The 18,039-nt window shown below is 72.7% G+C and carries 20 protein-coding genes; 15 read left to right on the top strand and 5 right to left on the bottom strand.

The window, feature by feature from the left end:
• Nucleotides 1–3: 3 nt before the first annotated feature.
• Complete coding sequence (locus tag H8N03_RS04685) at nt 4–678, top strand: amino acid kinase family protein (protein WP_255428031.1); 675 nt, start codon at nt 4–6, stop codon at nt 676–678.
• On the opposite strand, the gene H8N03_RS04680 is transcribed toward H8N03_RS04685, so the two are convergent.
• From H8N03_RS04680 to H8N03_RS04660, 5 genes are read right to left on the bottom strand one after another with little or no spacing between them, the layout of a single operon-like run.
• Nucleotides 625–1,344, bottom strand: a complete 720-nt coding sequence (locus tag H8N03_RS04680; protein ID WP_187074936.1) for a (5-formylfuran-3-yl)methyl phosphate synthase — start codon at nt 1,342–1,344, stop codon at nt 625–627. The genes H8N03_RS04685 and H8N03_RS04680 overlap by 54 nt on opposite strands.
• Nucleotides 1,344–1,925, bottom strand: a complete 582-nt coding sequence (locus H8N03_RS04675; RefSeq protein ID WP_187074935.1) for a DUF447 domain-containing protein — start codon at nt 1,923–1,925, stop codon at nt 1,344–1,346. The genes H8N03_RS04680 and H8N03_RS04675 overlap by 1 nt, the downstream gene beginning before the upstream one ends.
• A complete protein-coding gene (locus H8N03_RS04670) occupies nt 1,922–3,271 on the bottom strand; it encodes a DUF6513 domain-containing protein (RefSeq protein ID WP_187074934.1) in 1,350 nt (449 codons plus the stop codon). Before H8N03_RS04670 ends, H8N03_RS04675 begins: the two co-directional genes overlap by 4 nt.
• Entirely contained in the window at nt 3,250–3,816 is a 567-nt protein-coding gene (locus H8N03_RS04665; protein WP_255428079.1) for a flavoprotein, read from the bottom strand. The genes H8N03_RS04670 and H8N03_RS04665 overlap by 22 nt, the downstream gene beginning before the upstream one ends.
• Nucleotides 3,813–5,783, bottom strand: coding sequence for a sigma-54-dependent Fis family transcriptional regulator (locus H8N03_RS04660; RefSeq protein ID WP_187074933.1), 1,971 nt, complete (start codon nt 5,781–5,783; stop codon nt 3,813–3,815). Before H8N03_RS04660 ends, H8N03_RS04665 begins: the two co-directional genes overlap by 4 nt.
• 129 nt (nt 5,784–5,912) lie before the next feature.
• Here H8N03_RS04660 and H8N03_RS04655 point away from each other — a divergent pair, with 129 nt between their 5' ends.
• The 14 genes from H8N03_RS04655 to H8N03_RS04590 all read left to right on the top strand — a co-directional run bounded on the left by H8N03_RS04655 (nt 5,913) and on the right by H8N03_RS04590 (nt 18,038).
• A complete protein-coding gene (locus H8N03_RS04655; RefSeq protein WP_187074932.1) occupies nt 5,913–6,401 on the top strand; it encodes a dihydroneopterin aldolase in 489 nt (162 codons plus the stop codon).
• 1 nt (nt 6,402) lies between these two features.
• Entirely contained in the window at nt 6,403–7,431 is a 1,029-nt protein-coding gene (locus tag H8N03_RS04650; protein WP_187074931.1) for a beta-ribofuranosylaminobenzene 5'-phosphate synthase family protein, read from the top strand.
• 3 nt (nt 7,432–7,434) lie between these two features.
• Nucleotides 7,435–8,343 carry an NAD(P)-dependent methylenetetrahydromethanopterin dehydrogenase gene (locus H8N03_RS04645; protein ID WP_187074930.1) on the top strand — a complete coding sequence of 303 codons (909 nt, stop codon included), beginning with the start codon at nt 7,435–7,437 and terminating at the stop codon, nt 8,341–8,343.
• A 9-nt stretch (nt 8,344–8,352) separates the two neighbouring features.
• Nucleotides 8,353–9,489: an ATP-grasp domain-containing protein gene (locus H8N03_RS04640; RefSeq protein ID WP_187074929.1), complete on the top strand. Its 1,137-nt coding sequence runs from the start codon at nt 8,353–8,355 to the stop codon at nt 9,487–9,489.
• Complete coding sequence (mch, locus tag H8N03_RS04635) at nt 9,486–10,475, top strand: methenyltetrahydromethanopterin cyclohydrolase (RefSeq protein ID WP_187074928.1); 990 nt, start codon at nt 9,486–9,488, stop codon at nt 10,473–10,475. The genes H8N03_RS04640 and mch overlap by 4 nt, the downstream gene beginning before the upstream one ends.
• The gene (locus H8N03_RS04630) at nt 10,472–11,425 is read left to right on the top strand and encodes an ATP-grasp domain-containing protein (protein WP_354005073.1); all 954 of its coding nucleotides are present in this window, start codon (nt 10,472–10,474) and stop codon (nt 11,423–11,425) included. Before mch ends, H8N03_RS04630 begins: the two co-directional genes overlap by 4 nt.
• Complete coding sequence (locus H8N03_RS04625) at nt 11,422–12,312, top strand: triphosphoribosyl-dephospho-CoA synthase (protein WP_187074927.1); 891 nt, start codon at nt 11,422–11,424, stop codon at nt 12,310–12,312. Before H8N03_RS04630 ends, H8N03_RS04625 begins: the two co-directional genes overlap by 4 nt.
• A gap of 86 nt (nt 12,313–12,398) precedes the next feature.
• Nucleotides 12,399–12,911: a formaldehyde-activating enzyme gene (gene fae, locus H8N03_RS04620; RefSeq protein ID WP_187074926.1), complete on the top strand. Its 513-nt coding sequence runs from the start codon at nt 12,399–12,401 to the stop codon at nt 12,909–12,911.
• Nucleotides 12,912–12,953: 42 nt separating this feature from the next.
• A complete protein-coding gene (locus H8N03_RS04615) occupies nt 12,954–14,762 on the top strand; it encodes a methanol/ethanol family PQQ-dependent dehydrogenase (protein ID WP_187075221.1) in 1,809 nt (602 codons plus the stop codon).
• Nucleotides 14,762–15,169 (top strand): c-type cytochrome, encoded by a 408-nt coding sequence (locus H8N03_RS04610; protein ID WP_187074925.1) that lies wholly within the window; start codon nt 14,762–14,764, stop codon nt 15,167–15,169. The genes H8N03_RS04615 and H8N03_RS04610 overlap by 1 nt, the downstream gene beginning before the upstream one ends.
• Entirely contained in the window at nt 15,169–16,026 is an 858-nt protein-coding gene (locus H8N03_RS04605) for a substrate-binding domain-containing protein (RefSeq protein ID WP_255428030.1), read from the top strand. Before H8N03_RS04610 ends, H8N03_RS04605 begins: the two co-directional genes overlap by 1 nt.
• Before the next feature lie 2 nt (nt 16,027–16,028).
• On the top strand, nt 16,029–16,670 hold the full coding sequence (locus tag H8N03_RS04600; RefSeq protein WP_187074924.1) for a hypothetical protein: 642 nt from the start codon (nt 16,029–16,031) through the stop codon (nt 16,668–16,670).
• Nucleotides 16,667–17,026, top strand: a complete 360-nt coding sequence (locus tag H8N03_RS04595) for a hypothetical protein (protein WP_187074923.1) — start codon at nt 16,667–16,669, stop codon at nt 17,024–17,026. Before H8N03_RS04600 ends, H8N03_RS04595 begins: the two co-directional genes overlap by 4 nt.
• Nucleotides 17,013–18,038, top strand: a complete 1,026-nt coding sequence (locus tag H8N03_RS04590) for an AAA family ATPase (RefSeq protein WP_187074922.1) — start codon at nt 17,013–17,015, stop codon at nt 18,036–18,038. Before H8N03_RS04595 ends, H8N03_RS04590 begins: the two co-directional genes overlap by 14 nt.
• Nucleotide 18,039: the final 1 nt, after the last annotated feature.

Below are 18,039 nucleotides of genomic sequence, written 5' to 3'. Positions count from 1 at the left end.
AGCATGTGGATCGTCAAGCTGGGTGGCAGCCTCGCGCAGGACCCGCGGCTCGTGCCCTGGCTGGCGATGCTCGCCGAGCTGGGCGGCGGCCGCGTGACGGTGGTGCCGGGCGGCGGGCGCTTCGCGGACGCGGTGCGCGCCTCGCAGCGGCACTGGGGCTTCGCCGACCTGCCGGCGCACAACATGGCCGTGCTGGCCATGGCGCAGACGGCGCACCTGTTCCATGCGCTGGAGCCGCGGCTCGCGCTCGCCGCGGACGAAGCGGGCATCCGCCGCACGCTGCACGCGGGCCAGCCGGCCTTGTGGCTGCCCACCATGCTGCTGCGCGACGCGCCCGACCTGCTCACCACCTGGGAAGTGACGAGCGACAGCCTGGCGTTGTGGCTCGCGCGGCTGCTGAACGCCGAGCGGCTGGTGCTCGTGAAGGCCTGCGCGGTCGCGCCGGGCAGCTCGCTCGCGGAGCTGGAGGCGGCCGGCGTGGTCGATGCCCGCTTCGAAGCCTGGTCGCAGGAGGCGCCCTTCCCCATCGAGGTGGTCGCGTGCGACGCGCTGGAGGGCGTGCGCGACGCGCTGCTGGGCGAGACGGCGGGCAGCCTGCCGCTGGCGCTCGCCGCCGCCGCCGCGCTACGCACCCGCGGGCAGCGGGGCGTCCGCGTGCGCCGCAAGCGCGCGCCTTAGGCGGCGGACCAGGCGCGGGTCGAGCGTGCCCGCGCGGCCGTAGCGGGCCAGCGCACGGCGGAAGCCGGCGAAGTCCGGGTCCAGCGCCACCAGCGTGGGCACGTCGTCCACGCGCAGCGATCCCGCCAGCCCCACCATCCTCCCGTGCGCACGGACCGTCGCCACGAAGCCCGCCAGCGTGGCCAGCGGCACGCGTTGCAGCAGGCTGCCCCGCCGCTTCTCGGTGGTGTCGAGCATCACGGCCGGGAAGGCCGTCCCCGCCAGCGCGTGCCGGACCAGGCTTTCATCCAGGCCCGCGTCCACGAGCAGCACCGGCACGACGTCGCCGCCCTGCTGCGCGAGCGCCTCGAGCAGCGCGTGCACCGGGCCGGGCGACGGCGACGGCCACACGCCCACCTTCACGTAGTCGACGCCGCAGGCCTCCACGCGACGCACCCGCGCCAGGATCTCGTCGACCTCGTGGGCCGGCAGGTCGCCGACCGTCGCGCTGATGCGCACGCCGGGATGCCGCGCCCGCAGCACCGAGACGATGCGGGCGATGGCTTCGGGCGCGACCGCGCCCAGCGCGCCGTCGGCGGGTTCCTTCAGGTCGATGAAGTCGGCGCCCGCCGTTGCGGCCGCCACGGCCTCGTCGACGTCGCGCACGCTGGCGAGCAGGCGCACCATCACGCCACTCCCACGGCCGCGGCGTGGTGACGGGCGACGGCTTCCTGCAGCCAGTCCCAGGCCTCCTGCTCCGGAGGACCGGCCGTCCGGTCGATCGCGATCTGCAGGTAGGCGAGCTCGGTGTCTATCTTCTCGCGCGGCAGCAGGTGGAGGCGGCTCACCAGGACGGCGCCTTCGATGACGGCAGCCTGCGCGCGGTTGAACCCGGGGAAAGCGGTGTGCTGCACCTCGTGCAGGCGCGCGAGCCGCAGCGTGGGCCGCTGGGCGTCGTCGCTCGTGCCCGCGAGCCGCAGCAGCACGTGCGAATGCGCGCAGGCCAGCCGCACCGCGGGCGCGCAGCCTGCCACCGGAACCGTGGGCCACTCGCGCCGCCCCGTCACGCAGCCGGCGAACACGCGCACGTCGGTCAGCACGTTGAGCACCGCGGTGCGCGTGGCCAGCACGTTGTCCAGCGTGCGCGAAGGGCGGAAGGGCTTCAGCACCACCTCGTCGCCCGCGTAGCGCACGCCCATGGGCGCGACGTGCACGCCGCCCTCCGTCGAACAGGTCGTCACCACCGTCTCGAAGATCCGTTCGCTCATTCCGTGCTCCCCTCGGCGGCGCAGCCCCAGTCCAGCGGCTGGTCCTGCACGTAGCGCTTGCCGAGCTGCCAGGCGATCTGCGCCCGGGCGGTCTCGACGCCCATGTAGAAAGCGTGGCTGGCGTCGTGCTCCAGGTGCAGCTGCGGCCAGAGCGCGAAAGGGTCCTGCGCCACGCGCAGGCCTTCGCGGTTGTAGACGTGCACGCCCTCCTGCGAGACCTGCACGCGGAAGTTGGGGTCGCGCACTTCGCGGGCGATCGCGGCGATCTCCTCCGGCGCGTCGGGGAAGGGCCGCCTGGCATGCACGGTCATCAGCTGCTCGCTCAGGCCCTTGGGCAGCATGCGGTGGGACACGGCCGCGTGCATGATGCGCCGCGCCCAGTCGGCTTCGCGCACGGCACGCCGCGTGTGCGGGCTGACCTGGGTGGTGAGCACGGCGCTCGCGCCCAGCTCCGCGACGATGCCGAGCAGGACGGCGTTGATGCCGCTCGTGTCCGCTTCGACCAGTTCCGTGAGGTTGCCGATGCCCATGAGGATCTGCACGTCCGCGAAGCGCTCCCGCAGCCGCTGGTAGCGCACGAGCGAGGCGAGCAGCCCGTAGGGGATGGGGTCGAGGATGGCGTCGGCCAGGAAGGGCCGGCCGCGCGCCTGCATGCGTTCGACCGCTTCCCACAGCGACGCTTCGTCCTGCGGCGTGCGCCCGACGAGGACGGGCGTGGACGCCACTTCTTCCGCGATCCACAGCGTGTCCAGCGTGAGGCTGAGGAGGTAGTCCGCGCCTGCGCGGCCGCCGCGCAGCAGTTCGGCGGTGTCCACGGAGTCCACGCTCACGCGCAGGCCGCGGTCCTTCAGGGCGCGCACGCTGTCTTCCAGGTGCGGGAACGGCGTGTCGGGGAGGCCGCCGAGGTCGATCACGTCGGCACCGTCGGCGGCATACGCGAGGGCGCGGTCCACGATGGCGGCGACGTCCAGGCGCGGCGCGTCGACGATCTCCGCGAAGATCGCGACCGCATAGGTGTCCAGCGGCAGCGGACGCACTTCGCGGCGGAAGAAGACCGGCAGGTCCTTCAGCTCCTCCGGCCCGCGCTGCACCGGGATGCCGAAATGCTCCGCGAGCGCCTCGACGTCGCCGCGGCAGCGTCCCGGCAGCAGGATGCGATCGGCCTCCACAGGCGCGGCGACGCGCCGCCGCACCATGTCCGCGGTCATCAGCCCCGCCACCTGCAGCCCGATCTCGCGCACCTCCCAGCGGAACGGCGCCTCGGCGTCCGCCGGGGCGATCTCCTCCAGCACGCGGCGCAGCGCGGGCTCCGCCAGCCGCCCGGTCAGGAAGAGGATGGATTCCATGCGAGGGCCAGCGCCCGCAGGCGCGCGTCCAGGGCGGCTTCGAGCTCCTCCACGGAGCAGGCCACCGCGCAGTGGTCGAAGGCGCGCAGCCGCTCCACGTTCTCGAACTCCACGCGGCGCGGCCGCAGCGTCACCCAGTCGTGCGGCGCGCGCGTGAGGACCACCGGTTCCGTGTCGCACGCGAAGACGAAGCAGGGAATGCCGAGCTTGCCGGCCTGCGCGAACATGTTCGTGGGCAGCGTGTCGCTGATCCCCAGTGCGCACTTGGCCACCGTGTTGCTGGTGGCGGGCGCCACCACCAGGGTGTGGTACTGCTCGTAATAGAGGGCGCCCACCGGCACCGCGCTCTGCGTCTTGTCGCGGAAGATGCGGAAGTGCTCGCGCAGGGCCTCCACGCGCACCCCGTACATCGGCAGCACCTCCTCCGCCGCGCCCGAGAGGAACAGGTCGACGCGCGGCAGGCGACGTGCGAGCGCCAGCGATTCCAGGAGGAAGTGGCCGGAGCCGGTCAGCGCCCACGCGAACCGCCCGCGTTCGCCGCTCAGCCGTTGTGCGTCACCGGGATGCGCAGCTTGTGCATCCGCCGGTACAGAGTGTTGCGGCTCACCCCCAGCGACTTCGCCACGTGGCTCACGTTCCACCGCTGCGCCTCCAGCACGTCCAGCAGCGACTGGCGCTCCTGCGCGTGTTCCGGCGGCAGGTAGGGCAGCTCCGGCGTGGCCGTGGCCGGGCTGGCGGCCAGCGCCGGCGCGCCGGGCCCGTTCAGCGAAGGGAAGTGCTCCACGCCCAGCGGCGCGCCCGCCGCCAGCGCCACCGCGCTGCGCAGCGCGTGGTGCAGTTGCCGCACGTTGCCGGGCCATGGATGGCGCAGCAGCAAGTCCCAGGCCGCCGGGGTGAGCGCCGCGTCGGGGCGCCCCTCCTCCACCAGCAGGTTGCGGATGATCTCGGCGCGGTCGCTGCGTTCGCGCAGCGGCGGCAGCTGCAGCTCGATGCCGGCGAGCCGGTAATAGAGATCCTCGCGGAACGTGCCCTCGCGCACCATCTGCGCGAGGTTGCGGTGCGTCGCGCTGATCAGCTGGAAATCGACGGGCCTGGACTCGTCGGTGCCCAGCGGCGTGACCATGCGCTCGTCCAGCACGCGCAGCAGGCGCGCCTGCAACGCGATCGGCATGTCGCCGATCTCGTCGAGGAACAGCGTGCCGCCGTCCGACTGCACGATCTTGCCGCGGCGCCCGCCTTTCTCGGCGCCGGTGAAGGCGCCCGCGCGGTAGCCGAACAGCTCGGCCTCGATCAGCGTCTCCGGCAGGCTGGCGCAGTTGATCGCCACGAAAGGATGGTGCGCCCGGCTGCCGCAGGCGTGCACGGCACGCGCGAACACCTCCTTGCCGGCCCCGGTCTCCGCGTGCAGCAGCAGCGGCGAGCCGCCGGCGATGACGCGCTGCGCGGTGGCCAGGTGCGCGGCCAGCCGCGGATCACCGAAGGTCACGCCGGGCAAGGCGCCGCCTTCGGGCACGCGCGGACGCGGGCTGGCCGACGCGGCCGGCGGCGGCAGGCGCACGCGGCCCGGCGCCGCGCCCCGGACCGGGTCCTCCTCGTGTGCCGGCAGCCGCGCGACCGCGAAGAAGCGGTTCGCCGCGTTGGCGCGGAAGGTGACGATGGGGTGCAGCGCGGCACGCTGGCTGCGCTCGAGCATGTCGTCCAGCGTCGTCTGGAAGATCTGCTCCAGCCGCGCGCCGCGCAGCTCGGCATGGGTGGAGCCCAGTTGCACCAGCGCGCTGTGGTTGGCCGCGAGGATGCGGCCGTCGCCGTCGACGACCAGCTTGCCTTCGTGCAGCGTGTACACGAACTCGGGCCGGCTGTGGAAGTGGATCGGGTGCGCGTCGCGGAAGCGCAGGTCGATGAGGCGGTTCTCGATGGAGCGCGCCGTCATGTGCAGCAGCACCAGCAGGTGGTTCTGCGGCTGCATGGAACTGCTGCTGACGTCGAGCACGGCCGTCATCTGGCCGGCCGGGTCGAGGATGGGAACGGCGGAACAGGTGAGCCCGGTGTACTGGCTCAGGAAGTGGTCGGCCTGCTGCACGACGACCGGCGCGGCCTCGACGACGCAGGTCCCCATGCCGTTGGTGCCCACCTCCGCCTCGCTCCAGATCGCCCCGACCTCGAGGCCGAGCGGCTGCACGACGCGCTCGTAGTCGCGCGAGGTGACCATGTGGAGGATCACGCCTTCGGTGTCGGTGAGCACCACGGCCAGCTGCGGGTCGCCGAGCTGCTGGTACAAGGTGGTCATCTCGTAGCGCGCGCAGTCGATGACGGCGGCCATGCGGCGCTGCCGCGTCGGCAGGTCCATGCCGCCCAGCACCTGCGGCCGCCGCGCCTCGCTGGGATCGAGCCCGTGCTCCTGCACGCAGCGCGTCCACGAGTGCGCCACGACGTCGGTGGTGGCGTGCATGACGCCCGAGCGCACGGCGTCGAGGACGCGGTGTGCGTGCGCCAGCGGATCGGAAATCGGCATGGTGCCCCCTCCGCCCGCCCGTGTGCATCCGGGCAGTGCGTCACCATTCTGGAGCAGAGTGTCGCGGAACGCATTAGGGAATTTGCATCAGGTCCGCAAGTTGCTACTTCCATGCGGAAGGGGGGACCCATGCAGCCAGCCCTGGACCATGCCGCCCCGGCGGCCCTGCCCGGCCCGTCGGGGGACGATGCCCTGGACCGCGTCTTCATCGAGGGCTTCACCGGCCGGACGGTGATCGGCATCGATGACGGCGAGCTGCACGCGCCGCAGCCGGTGACGATCGACCTGTGCGCGGGCGTGCCGCGCCTGCGCGCCTGCGCGAGCGACGCCATCGGCGACACCATCGACTACGGCGTGCTGCGCGAGCGCCTGCACCGCCTGCTGCGGGAGCACCGCGTGCAGCTGCTCGAAAGCCTGGCGGAACAGGTGGCGCGCATCGCCATCGACGAATTCCATGCGCACTGGGTGCGCGTGCGCGTGGCCAAGCCGCGCAAGTTCGAGGACACGGCGGCCGTCGGCGTGGTGATCGAGCGCAGGCGCGCCGTGACGCCTGCGGCCGCGGGCCGCGCGACGCTGCGGCTCATCGGGCATGGGCTGGTGCCGGGCGGGCGCTATTGATATGTCGGCCGCCGGCCTTGCCACGGACCGTCCCGCGCGACCGCTCGCGACGGAACACGTGCGCGTGCATGCGCCGGGCCGGCTGCACCTGGGCTTCCTGGATCCGGGCGCCAGCCTCGGCCGTGCGTTCGGCAGCCTGGGCGTGGCGGTCGGCGGGCCGGAGACCGTGGTCGAGCTCGGCCGTGGCGAGAGCGATTCGTTCGAAACGTGCGCCGGTGGCGACGGCGCCTTGCAGCGCGCACGCGAGCATCTCGCCGCGCTGCGGCGCGCCACCGGATGCGACGCCCCCGTGAGGCTGCGCCTGCGCAGCGTCCTGCCCGCGCACGCCGGCCTGGGCTCCGGCACGCAACTCGCGCTCGCCGTGGGACGCGCCTTCTGCGCCACCTTCGGCGTCGACCTCGACGGCCGCCACCTCGCCGGGCTCCTGCACCGTGGTGTGCGCTCCGGCGCGGGCATCGCGAGCTTCGAGCAGGGCGGCCTGTCGGTCGATGGCGGCCCGCGTGCCGACGGATCGCCGGCGCCGCTGCTGGCGCGCATCGCCCTGCCCCCCGCCTGGCGCGTGCTGCTGGTGCTCGACCCGCGCATGCGCGGGCTCAGCGGTGCGGCGGAGAAGGAGGCGCTCGCGGGTCTCGCGCCCTTGCCGCGCGCGGCGGCCGCCGACGTCTGCCACCAGGTGCTGATGCGCGTGCTGCCCGGCGCGGCCGGCGCGGAGTTCGCACCGTTCGCCGCGGGCGTGAGCCGCATCCAGGAAGTGCTGGGCGCGCATTTCGCGCCCGCCCAGGGCGGCTGCGCCTTCGCGAGCGAGCCGGCGGGACGGCTGCTGCGGTGGGTGGCGCAGGACACGACCGCCGGCATCGGGCAGAGCTCGTGGGGGCCGGCCGCCTTCGCATTCCTGGCTTCCGAAGCGCAGGCGCGCGACGTGCTGCAGCGTGCGCGCGCAGCCGGCGTGGTGGACCCCGCGCTCGCCGTCCTCGTGGTGCCCGCGCGCAACCACGGGGCCTGGACCACCGTGGCGCGCGCAGGAGGGTGACGCATGGAACGGCCTTATGTCCTGCACCTCTTCACCCCCGGCCCGCGGGTGAGTCCCTTCGACGTCAACATGGCGGCCGACGCGGGCTGGGAGGTGCTGATGCCGTACACGGGCGTCGCGGCCGACGACGTGGCCTCGCTGGTGCAGGACGCGATCTTCTCCCGCGGCCCCAAGGGCGCGGCCCGCACGGGCCTGTTCGTCGGCGGCCGCGACGTGCTGCTGGCCGACGAGATGCTGGCCCGCGCGCGCAAGGCGATGTTCCCGCCCTTCGTGGTCTCGCTGTGCGCCGACCCGAGCGGCGCGTACACCACGTCGGCCGCGATGGTGGCGTGCACGGAGACCGCGCTCGGTCGCGCCGATGGCGGCAACCTGGAGGGGCGCGAAGTGCTGCTGCTCGGCGGCACGGGGCCCGTGGGCCGCATCGCGGCGGTGCTCTGCGCCCGCCGCGGCGCGCATGCGGTGCTGGGAAGCCACCGCGGCGCGGACGCGGCGGAGGCAGCCGCAGCGGCGACGGGCGAACGCTTCGGCGTGGCGATCGACGCCGTGTCCACCGCCAACGCGGGCGCCTTGCGCGCCGCGCTGGCGGAGGCGGAAGTGGTGATGGCCGTCGCCGGCGCGGGCGTGCAGGTGGCCGGCGAGGACGACCTCGCCACGGCGAAGCACCTGCGGGTGGCCGTCGACCTCAACGCGGTGCCGCCGTCCGGCCTGGCCGGCGTGGGTGCCTCGGATGACGGCAAGCCGCTGGCGGGCACGTCTGCCGTGGGCATCGGCGCGCTGGCGGTCGGCAACATCAAGTTCAAGGTCCAGCATGCCCTGCTGGCGCGCATGCGCGAATCGGAGCGGCCGGTCGTCCTCGGCTTCGAGGAGGCTTATGCGCTCGCGCGGGAGGTGCTGGCCGGGAAGGACCACTGAAGGAGCGCCATGCGCGGCAGCCTCGTCGTCGCCGGCCTGTGGGTGAGGCCGCTCGCCGAATCCGCGACGCGGGCAGGCTGGCGCGTGGTCGCCCTCGACCTGTTCGGCGACGCGGACACCTGGCGCGCCTGCGCGCGCTGGGAGCGCATCGGCGACCCGGCCGCGTTCGCGATCGCGCCCGGACTGCTGCGCGGGGCGCTGGAGCGCGCTTCGCGCGAACCCGGCGTGCTCGGTTGGGTGGCCGGCAGCGGCTTCGAAGGCATGCCCGAAGCCCTGGACCAGCGCATCGCCGGACTGCCGCTGCTGGGCATGGCGGGTGAAGCCATGCGGCGCGTGCGCGCTCCGGCGAGCTTCTTCGGCAAGCTGGACCGTCTTGGGCTGGAACATCCGGCGATCGCCTTCCAGTCCCCCGCGGATCCCGCGGGCTGGCTCGCCAAGGATGCGGGCGCATCGGGCGGCTGGCACATCCGTGCGGCGGAGGACGACGCGCGCACGACCGGCGTGTACTGGCAACGCTTCCAGCCGGGCGTGCCCATGTCGGTGCTGTTCCTCGCCGACGGCGCCCACGCGCGCGTGGTGGCGCTCAACCGGCTGCTGGTGCGGCCGCTGGGCGACGCGCCCTTCGTGTACCACGGTGCGATCGGCCCGGTGCGCGACGCGGTGCTCGCGCGCCGCATGGAAGCGATCCTCGCGCTGCTCGTGCCGGTGTTCGGCCTGCGCGGCCTGGCGAGCCTGGACTTCATCGCGCACGGGCAGCATGCCTGGCTGCTGGAAGTGAATCCGCGGCCCTCGGCCACCATGGTGCTGCACGACGCGGCATGGCCTGCCGGGCTGGTCGATGCCCACGTGCGCGCCGTGCAGGGCTGGCTGCCGCCAGGGCCGCCGGCGCACGCGGGCGGCGTGCGCGGCAACCTCATCGTCTTCGCGGACCGCGCCTGCCGCGTTGGTGCCGCGCTCGCGGCGGACCTGGCCCGCAGCACGCACTGCCACGACCTCCCCGTGGCCGGCGCGACCTTCGCGCCGGGCGAACCGGTGTGCAGCGTCAGCGCCTGCGGCAGCGACCAGGACGCGGTGGTGCGCGAACTCGACGCGCGTGCCGCGGGCGTTCGGGCCCGCCTCGCGCAGGAAGAGGAACTCGCCGCATGAATGCGCCCCAGCCCAGCGTCAACGCGCTCGCGGCGCCGCTCCTGGACCGCCTGCTGCAGGACGCCGACCGGCTGCGGCTCGCCGTCACGCGCGACGCCTCGGGCGCCACCCTCGTCGATGCCGGCATCGCGGCGCGCGGCAGCGTCGAAGCCGGCCTGCACGTCGCGCAGCTGTGCATGGGCGGCCTGGGCACGGTGCGCCTGTCCTCGGCGCCCCGCGAAGGCTGGCCCGACTGGCTGCACGTGCGCAGCTCGCAACCCGTGCTCGCCTGCCTCGCGAGCCAGTACGCCGGCTGGAGCCTGTCCGCGAGCAAGGAGGAAGGCGGGGGCAGGAAGTTCTTCGCGCTCGGCTCGGGCCCCGCGCGCGCGCTCGCCTGCCGCGAGCCGCTGTTCGAGGAGCTGCGCTACCGCGACGCCGCCGACCGCGGCGTGCTCGTGCTGGAGGTCGACCGCCCGCCGCCCGCGGTGATCGTCGACAAGGTGCTGCGCGACTGCGGCCTCGCGCCGGCAGGCCTGGCGTTCGTGCTGACGCCCACCGCGAGCTTTGCCGGCACGACGCAGGTCGTCGCGCGCGTGCTCGAGGTCGCCCTGCACCGGGCGCACGCGCTCGCCTTCCCGCTGCAGGACATCGTCGAAGGCACGGCCTGCGCGCCCCTGCCCGCGCCCGGCGCCGACCCGCTGGAAGCGATGGCGCGCACCAACGACGCGATCCTCTACGGCGGCCAGGTGCACCTCACCGTGACGGGCGGCGCCGATGCCGCCCACGCGCTCGCGCGCAAGCTGCCTTCCGTCAACTCGCCCCAGCACGGGCGCTCCTTCGGCGCCCTGTTCGCCGAGGCGGGGCACGACTTCTACAAGCTCGACGGCGCCCTGTTCGCGCCCGCCCAGGTCTGGGTGAGCCACCTCGGCTCCGGCCGCACCTGGCACGCGGGCCACCTGCGCATGGACCTGCTGCGCGCGGTCTGGCAGGACGAAGGCCTGCCGTGATCCAGCGCGCGGCCGGCCTGCGCGTGGCCATCCTCACCGACGAGACGGGCTGGCACACCCGCGAGTTGCTGCGCGCCTTGCGCGAGCACGGTTGCACCGGCCGCTGCGTGGACCTCGCCCACTGCCGCATGGACACGACGCACGCGTGGCACGGCCTGGTCCTTCCCGGCTTCGGCCAGGCCCTGCCCGATGCGGCCATCGTCCGCGGCATCGCGGGCGGCAGCTTCGAGCAGGTGACGCGGCGGCTGGGCGTGCTGCATGCCTTGCGCGAGTGCGGCGTGCCGGTCTACAACGACGCGCGCGCCATCGAGCGCAGCGTCGACAAGTCCATGACGAGCGTGCTGCTGCACGCGGCGGGCGTGCCGACGCCGCCCACCTGGACGATGGAATCGCCTGCCGCGGCCCAGCAGCTCGTCCACCGCGAGAGCGCGGCGGGCCATTCGCTCGTGCTCAAGCCGCTGTTCGGCTCGCAAGGGGCGGGGCTGCAGCGCGTGGGCTGGGTGGACGGCGCGCACGTGCCGCTGCCGGCGCTGGACGGCGCCTACGGGCAGGTGGCCCACCTGCAGCGCTTCCTGCCGCCGCTCACGCATCCGGGCCACGACTTCCGCGTGCTGGTGATCGGCGGCCATGCCTTCGCCGCGATGCGCCGCGTGAGCGAGCACTGGGTGCACAACGTGGCCCAGGGCGCGCGCTGCGAGCCGCAAGCCCTGGCGGACGGGCCGGGGCCGGAACTTGCGCGGCTCGCGGAGGCGGCCACGCGCGCGCTCGACCTGGACTACGCCGGCGTCGACCTGCTGCCCACGCGCGAAGGCGCGCAGGTGATCGAGGTGAACGGCGTGGCGGCCTGGCAAGGGCTGCAGCGCGTGACGCGGGCCAGCATCGCGCAGGCGCTCGTGCGCGACCTGCTGGAGCGCAAGTGCGCCGGGCGCGAGCGCCGGCTGCAGGCGTGAAGCGCAGCCCGGCGCCCGCGCGGGCCGACCGGGCGGAGTGCGGGCGGCAGGCCTTCCTGTGGGCCTGCTCGCTGGACGTGCAGACCCGCAAGCCGGGCAACGTGAGCTTCGCCTCCGCCGGCCACGGCATGCATGCCGCCACGTTCATCGCGGCTGCGGCGGTGTCCGCGGGGCCGATCAGCGCGGCCGGCGCGACCGTGGGCGAGCGCATAGAAGCCGCCGTGCGCGCGGCCTGGCAGGCCGTGCACTGCAACACCAACCTCGGCATCGTGCTGCTGTGCGCGCCCCTGCTCGCGGCCTTCGAGCGGGGGGAAGGCACGACCGACGCGGACACCTTGCGCGGCGCGCTCGAAGCCGTGCTGCAGTCGCTCGACCTCGCCGACGCGCGCGCGGCCTACCGCGCGATCGCGCTGGCGCACCCGGGCGGGCTCGGCCGCGTCGCGGAGCAGGACGTGCAGGCGGCCCCGACGGTCGGCCTGCGCGAGGCCATGGCGCTCGCCTCGCACCGCGACCGCATCGCGTGGCAATACCAGCACGCGTACGGCGACGTGTTCGAGCTCGGGCTGCCGCCCCTGCTGGCGGCGCGCTCGGCCGGCGACGCCGGCGCCCGTGCCATGCAGGCGGCCTTCCTGGAGTTCGCGGCGGCCCTGCCCGACTCACACATTGTGCGAAAGCACGGCGGCGCGGTGGCGCAGTCTGTCATCCGTGAAGCCGCTCCCTGGCGCGCCCGGGCGCGCGCCGGCGCGGTGCTGGACCACGACCCGGCGTTCGCCCGCTGGGACGAAGACCTCAAGGCGCGCGGGCTCAATCCGGGCACCAGCGCGGACCTGTGCGTGGCCGCCGCATTGACCGCCGCCCTGCTCGTCCCGCCTCCGCGTTTGCCCTGACGCAACCCGGCACGGAATATGTGAGCAGGTGTCCGCCCGTGGCGCATGCCGCGTCCATCGTCCCCGTTTCTTCCGGAGGAGCACACATGGCCAAGATCGATCGCCTGCTGGTTGGAGAGTCCCTCGTCGGCGAGGGCAACGAGGTCGCCCACATCGACCTCATCATCGGCCCGCGCGGGTCGCCGGCGGAAACCGCCTTCGCGAACGCGCTGACGAACAACAAGGACGGCTTCACCTCGCTGCTGGCGGTGGTGGCGCCGAACCTGCCGGCCAAGCCGCACACGGTCATGTTCAACAAGGTGACGATCAAGGGCGCGAAGCAGGCGGTGCAGATGTTCGGTCCGGCCCAGCACGGCGTCGCGCTGGCGGTCGCCGACTGCGTCGAGGACGGGACGATCCCGCTGGCCGAGGCCGAGGACCTGTTCGTCTGCGTCGGCGTGTTCATCCACTGGCAGGCCGAGGACGACAAGAAGATCCAGGAGTTCAACTACCGGGCCACCAAGGAATCGATCAAGCGCGCCGTCAACCGCGAGCCGAGCCCGGCCCAGATCGTCGAGAAGAAGTACACCGTCGCCCACCCCTTCCAGGCGCCGGCCTGATCCCGCTGTCCGCAAACCATCAAGGAGACAACCATGTTCGACATGAGACGCAGCGTCCCCTGGCGGCAGTGCGTCGCCGCCCTCCTCTTCGCCGTGCCGGCGCTGGCGCACGCCAATGCCGACGTCGAGAAGAACATCGCCGACCCGAAGAACTGGGCCATGCAGGCCGGCGACATGTACAACCAGCGCTACAGCAAGCTGCGGCAGATCAACGCCGGCAACGTCGGCAAGCTGCAGGTCGCGTGGACCTTCTCCACCGGCGTGCTGCGCGGCCACGAAGGCTCGCCGCTGGTGATCGGCGACATGATGTACCTGCACTCGCCCTTCCCGAACAAGGTGTTCGCGATCGACCTGAACGACCAGAAGATCGTCTGGAAGTACGAACCCAAGCAGGACCCGGCGGTGATCCCGCAGATGTGCTGCGACACGGTGAACCGCGGCCTGGCCTATGCCGAAGGCAAGGTCTTCCTGCAGCAGGCCGACAGCATGCTCGTGGCGCTCGACGCCAAGACGGGCAAGGTGGTCTGGTCGGTGAAGAACGGCGACCCGAAGGTCGGCGCCGTCAACACCAACGCACCGCACGTCTTCAAGGACAAGGTCATCACCGGCATCAGCGGCGGTGAATGGGGCGTGCGTGGCTACATCACCGCGTACGACATCAACACCGGCCGGCAGGTCTGGCGCGGCTACAGCACGGGCCCGGACAACGAGATGCTGCTCGATCCCGAGAAGACGATGACCTGGACCGACGGCCGCATGGCGCCGGTGGGCCGCGACTCGTCGCTCAAGACCTGGCAGGGCGACCAGTGGAAGATCGGCGGCGGCACCACCTGGGGCTGGTTCAGCTACGACAAGGCCGCGAACCTGATGTACTACGGGACCGGCAATCCTTCCACCTGGAATCCGGCGCAGCGCCCCGGCGACAACAAGTGGTCCATGACCATCTTCGCGCGCGACGTGGACACCGGCGTCGCGAAGTGGGTGTACCAGATGACGCCCTACGACGAGTGGGACTTCGACGGCATCAACGAGATGATCCTCGCGGACATCGACGTGAAGGGCCGGCCGCGCAAGGCGCTGGTGCACTTCGACCGCAACGGCTTCGCCTACACGCTGGACCGCATCACGGGTGAACTGCTGGTCGCCGAGAAGTTCGACCCGGCGGTGAACTGGGCGACCCACGTCGACATGAAGACCGGGCGGCCGCAGGTCGTGAAGAAGTATTCGACCGCCGCGGGCGGGCCGGACGTCAACACCAAGGGCATCTGCCCCGCGGCGCTGGGCAGCAAGGACCAGCAACCGGCGTCCTTCGACCCGAACACGAAGCTGTTCTACGTGCCCACGAACCACGTGTGCATGGACTACGAGCCGTTCAAGGTCGAATACACGGCGGGCCAGCCCTACGTCGGCGCCACGCTCTCGATGTACCCGGCGCCCAACAGCCACGGGGGCATGGGCAACTACATCGCGTGGGACGCGGGCACGGGCAAGATCGTGCAGAGCAAGCCGGAGAAGTTCTCCGTGTGGAGCGGATCGCTCAACACGGCCGGCGGCATCTCCTGCTACGGCACGCTCGAGGGCTACATGAAGTGCGTCGACGCGAAGAACATCTCCAAGGAGCTGTTCAAGTTCAAGACGCCGTCCGGGATCATCGGCAACGTGTTCACGTACGAGCACAAGGGCAAGCAGTACATGGGCGTGTTCTCCGGCATCGGCGGCTGGGCCGGCATCGGCATGGCGGCGGGCCTGGAGAAGGACACCGACGGGCTCGGCGCGGTGGGCGGCTACCGCGAGCTGAACAAGTACACCGAGCTGGGCGGATCCCTGACCGTTTTCACCCTGCCGAACTGATGACACGCGTGGCCCGCGGGCTGATGTTCATCGTGCTGCCCCTGGCGCTTGCCGGGGGCAGCGCGTGGGCCCAGGACCCGGCACCCTACAAGGTGGTCGACGGCTACAAGGTCGACCCCGTCACGATGACCGGCTTCCGCACCTGGCGCGCCGCGGCCTGCGACCGCTGCCACGGCGCCAACCAGGAGGGGCTGGTGGGACCGTCGCTGCTCACGAGCCTGAAGACGCTGACCAAGGACGAATTCGTGAAGGTCGTGCGCGAGGGTCGCCAGGACAAGGGCATGGTGGCCTTTGCGGACAACAAGACGGTGATGGACAACCTGGACGCCCTGTACGCGTACCTGAAGGGGCGCTCCGACGGCGCCATCACGCGCGCCCGGGTGGAACCGATGGCAGGCGGGGGGTGATGATGCGCAGCCGGGCCTGGCTTGCACTCGCGATCGCGGCGCTGGCCGGCCTGGCCGGCGCCGCGCGGGCGCAGGCCGTGCCCGACGACTCCCCGCGCACCGTGCTCAAGGTGTGCCAGGACCCGAACAACCTGCCCTTCTCCAACCTGAAGGGCGAAGGCTTCGAGAACCGCATCGCGGAACTGTTCGCGAAGGACCTGGGGCTGCCGCTCACGTACTTCTCCTTCCCCAACCGGCTGGCGTTCATCCGCAACACGCTGCGCTACCGCCTGCCCGACGAGCCGTACCGCTGCGACATCGTCCTGGGCGTGCCCGCGGAATTCGACCAGGTCTCGGCGACGAAGCCCTACTACCGCTCCACGTACGCGCTCGTGTTCCCCCAGGGCAAGGGCCTGGACGCGGTGCGCAGCTCCGACGACCTGCTGGCGCTGCCGCCCGAGACGCTGCGCCGCCTGCGCATCGGCGTGTACGACCGCTCGCCGGGGTCGCTCTGGCTCGCGCGGCACGACCTCGTCGACCGCGGCGTGCCCTACCCGATCATGAGCCCGGACCCGGACCAGTACCCCGGCCAGCTGATCGAGCGCGACCTCGCGCAGGGCCGCATCGACGCCGCCATCGTCTGGGGCCCGATCGCCGGCTTCTTCGCGCGCCGCGTGCGCTCGCCCGAACTCCTGGTGGTGCCGATGAAGTCCGAGCCGGGCCTGCCCTTCGAGTTCTCCATCGCCATGGGCGTGCGCTACGGCGAGCCGCAGTGGAAGCAGCAGGTCGAGGCGCTCATCGCCCGCAACCAGGCACAGATCCTCGCCATCCTGCGCGAATACGCCGTGCCGCTGGTGCCGATCCCGGCCGGCAAGTAGCCATGAAGGCCGTCGCAGTCCTGCTCGCTGCGGCCCTGCCCCTGGCCGCAGCGCAGCCGCCGCCCCCGCCGTCCGAAGCCGAACGCCTCCTCTTCCTGCACGAACACCTCGCCAATGTCGGCGAACCGCGCGTGCTGCGCTACCGCTACGTCGAGGATGCGCAGGCCCAGGAGCGCGTCACCGACCGCGCGACGATGACCTTGCGCACGGGGGCGGGCGGACGCTGCTGCGACGTCGAGGGCACCTACCTCTCCGGCCGCGGCGCGGTGCAGCTACCGGACATCCCGCAAGCGCGCGCCAACCCCGTGCTGCTGTACTTCCTGGAGGGCGAGGTGCGGCGCCTGCAGCGCACCACGCAAGGCCAGGCCGCGCACTTCCGCCGCCGCATGCGGCAGGCGCTGGTGGACGAAGCGACCATCGCGGACACGCCCGTCCGCTGGGGCGACCGCACGGTGCCCGGCCGCACCGTGCGCATGGCGCCCTTCCTGAACGATCCCTACCGCGGCCGCTTCCCGGAGCAGGCGGCCACCGAATACGCGTTCGTGCTGTCCGACGCCGTGCCGGGCGGCGTCTACAGCATGGAGGCCGCGTTGCCCGGCGGCGCGGCGCGCCGCACGCTCACCCTGGAGGACCCGCAGCCATGAAGCGCGTGCCCTGGATCCTCGCGATGCTGCCGTTGCTTCCTGCGGCGGCCCGCGCCTACGACTACCCCACGGCCGAACGCGTGCTCTACGTGCAGGCCTGCATGCACGACTACCCGGGCGGCTACTACGAGATGCTGAACAAGTGCTCCTGCGTGATCGACACGCTGGCGCGCGAGCTGCCCTTCGACCAGTACGAGGACATGAACACGGCCGCGAAGGCCACCAGCATCGGCGGCGAACGCGGCTCCTACATCCGCGACGTCGAGGGCCTGCAGGTGCAGATCCGCAAGTTCCGGCAGCTGCAGGCGCAGGCGCGCAAGAGCTGCATGATCGCCGCCCCCGATGCGCCGCGCTGACGAACTGCTGCACGACTGGCGCGAGCGGGCGCTGCGCGTCCAGGACGGCGTCGCGCGCGCCGTGATCGGCCAGCCGGACACGCTGCGCATGCTCACCGTCGCCCTGTTCGCGCGCGGCCACGTGCTGCTCGAGGGCGACGTGGGCGTCGGCAAGACCACCGTGCTGCGGGCCTTCGCTCGCGCCATCGGCGGCGCCTTCGAGCGCGTCGAAGGCACGGTGGACCTGATGCCGGGCGACCTCGTGTACCACACGTATGTCGACGAACACGGCAAGCCGCGCATCGAGCCCGGGCCGCTGCTGCGGCACGGCGAGGCGCTGGCCACCTTCTTCTTCAACGAGATCAACCGCGCGCGGCCGCAGGTGCAGGCGCTGCTGCTGCGCGCGATGGCGGAGCGCAGCGTGTCCGCCTTCAACCGCGAGTTCCGCTTCCCGCACCTGACGGTATTCGCCGACCGCAACCGCCTGGAGCGCGAGGAGACTTTCGAGCTGCCCGCCGCCGCGCGCGACCGCTTCATGTTCGAGCTGCGCATGGCCGCGCCGGCGGACGAGGCGTCACGCCATGCAATCGTCTTCGACCCGGCCTTCCACGACACGGAGGCCCTGCTGGCCCGCGTGGAGCCGGCCATCGTCGCCGCGAGCGAGCTGAACGACGTGGGCGCGCTGATCCAGGCGAGCATCCAGGCCAGCGAGGCGCTGCAGCGCTACGTGATGGACCTGTGGGACGCCACGCAGGCGCCGCAGCGCTTCGGCGCCGCGATCGAGGGCGTCGAGATGGACCGGCTGATGGTCGCCGGCGCCAGCCCCCGCGGGACGATGGCGCTGGTGCGCGCCGCGCGCGTCGTCGCGTGGCTGGCCGGCCGCGGGCACGTGCAGCCGGACGACGTGGCCCTCGTCTTCCCCGCGGTCATGGGCCACCGCCTGTTCTTCTCGCCCTTGTACGAGATGCGCCATGCGCAGGTCGCCGCGGCACTCACGGCGCAATTGCTGGAGCGCGTGCCGACGCCGCGTTGAA

Origin of the sequence: Ramlibacter cellulosilyticus (genome assembly GCF_014297465.1) — a bacterium.
GTDB classification, from domain to species: Bacteria; Pseudomonadota; Gammaproteobacteria; order Burkholderiales; family Burkholderiaceae_C; genus Ramlibacter; species Ramlibacter cellulosilyticus.
The sequence above is the reverse complement of the archived record's forward strand: the minus strand, read 5'-3'. Positions and strand labels throughout refer to the sequence as shown.

What these genes read in the sequence shown, in the direction of transcription:
- H8N03_RS04685 (WP_255428031.1), top strand. Translation starts at nt 4, where the DNA reads ATGTGGATCGTCAAGCTGGGTGGCAGCCTCGCGCAGGACCCGCGGCTC.
- H8N03_RS04680 (WP_187074936.1), bottom strand. Translation starts at nt 1,344, where the DNA reads ATGGTGCGCCTGCTCGCCAGCGTGCGCGACGTCGACGAGGCCGTGGCG.
- H8N03_RS04675 (WP_187074935.1), bottom strand. Translation starts at nt 1,925, where the DNA reads ATGAGCGAACGGATCTTCGAGACGGTGGTGACGACCTGTTCGACGGAG.
- H8N03_RS04670 (WP_187074934.1), bottom strand. Translation starts at nt 3,271, where the DNA reads ATGGAATCCATCCTCTTCCTGACCGGGCGGCTGGCGGAGCCCGCGCTG.
- H8N03_RS04660 (WP_187074933.1), bottom strand. Translation starts at nt 5,783, where the DNA reads ATGCCGATTTCCGATCCGCTGGCGCACGCACACCGCGTCCTCGACGCC.
- H8N03_RS04655 (WP_187074932.1), top strand. Translation starts at nt 5,913, where the DNA reads ATGCAGCCAGCCCTGGACCATGCCGCCCCGGCGGCCCTGCCCGGCCCG.
- H8N03_RS04650 (WP_187074931.1), top strand. Translation starts at nt 6,403, where the DNA reads ATGTCGGCCGCCGGCCTTGCCACGGACCGTCCCGCGCGACCGCTCGCG.
- H8N03_RS04645 (WP_187074930.1), top strand. Translation starts at nt 7,435, where the DNA reads ATGGAACGGCCTTATGTCCTGCACCTCTTCACCCCCGGCCCGCGGGTG.
- H8N03_RS04640 (WP_187074929.1), top strand. Translation starts at nt 8,353, where the DNA reads ATGCGCGGCAGCCTCGTCGTCGCCGGCCTGTGGGTGAGGCCGCTCGCC.
- mch (WP_187074928.1), top strand. Translation starts at nt 9,486, where the DNA reads ATGAATGCGCCCCAGCCCAGCGTCAACGCGCTCGCGGCGCCGCTCCTG.
- fae (WP_187074926.1), top strand. Translation starts at nt 12,399, where the DNA reads ATGGCCAAGATCGATCGCCTGCTGGTTGGAGAGTCCCTCGTCGGCGAG.
- H8N03_RS04615 (WP_187075221.1), top strand. Translation starts at nt 12,954, where the DNA reads ATGAGACGCAGCGTCCCCTGGCGGCAGTGCGTCGCCGCCCTCCTCTTC.
- H8N03_RS04610 (WP_187074925.1), top strand. Translation starts at nt 14,762, where the DNA reads ATGACACGCGTGGCCCGCGGGCTGATGTTCATCGTGCTGCCCCTGGCG.
- H8N03_RS04605 (WP_255428030.1), top strand. Translation starts at nt 15,169, where the DNA reads ATGATGCGCAGCCGGGCCTGGCTTGCACTCGCGATCGCGGCGCTGGCC.
- H8N03_RS04600 (WP_187074924.1), top strand. Translation starts at nt 16,029, where the DNA reads ATGAAGGCCGTCGCAGTCCTGCTCGCTGCGGCCCTGCCCCTGGCCGCA.
- H8N03_RS04595 (WP_187074923.1), top strand. Translation starts at nt 16,667, where the DNA reads ATGAAGCGCGTGCCCTGGATCCTCGCGATGCTGCCGTTGCTTCCTGCG.
- H8N03_RS04590 (WP_187074922.1), top strand. Translation starts at nt 17,013, where the DNA reads ATGCGCCGCGCTGACGAACTGCTGCACGACTGGCGCGAGCGGGCGCTG.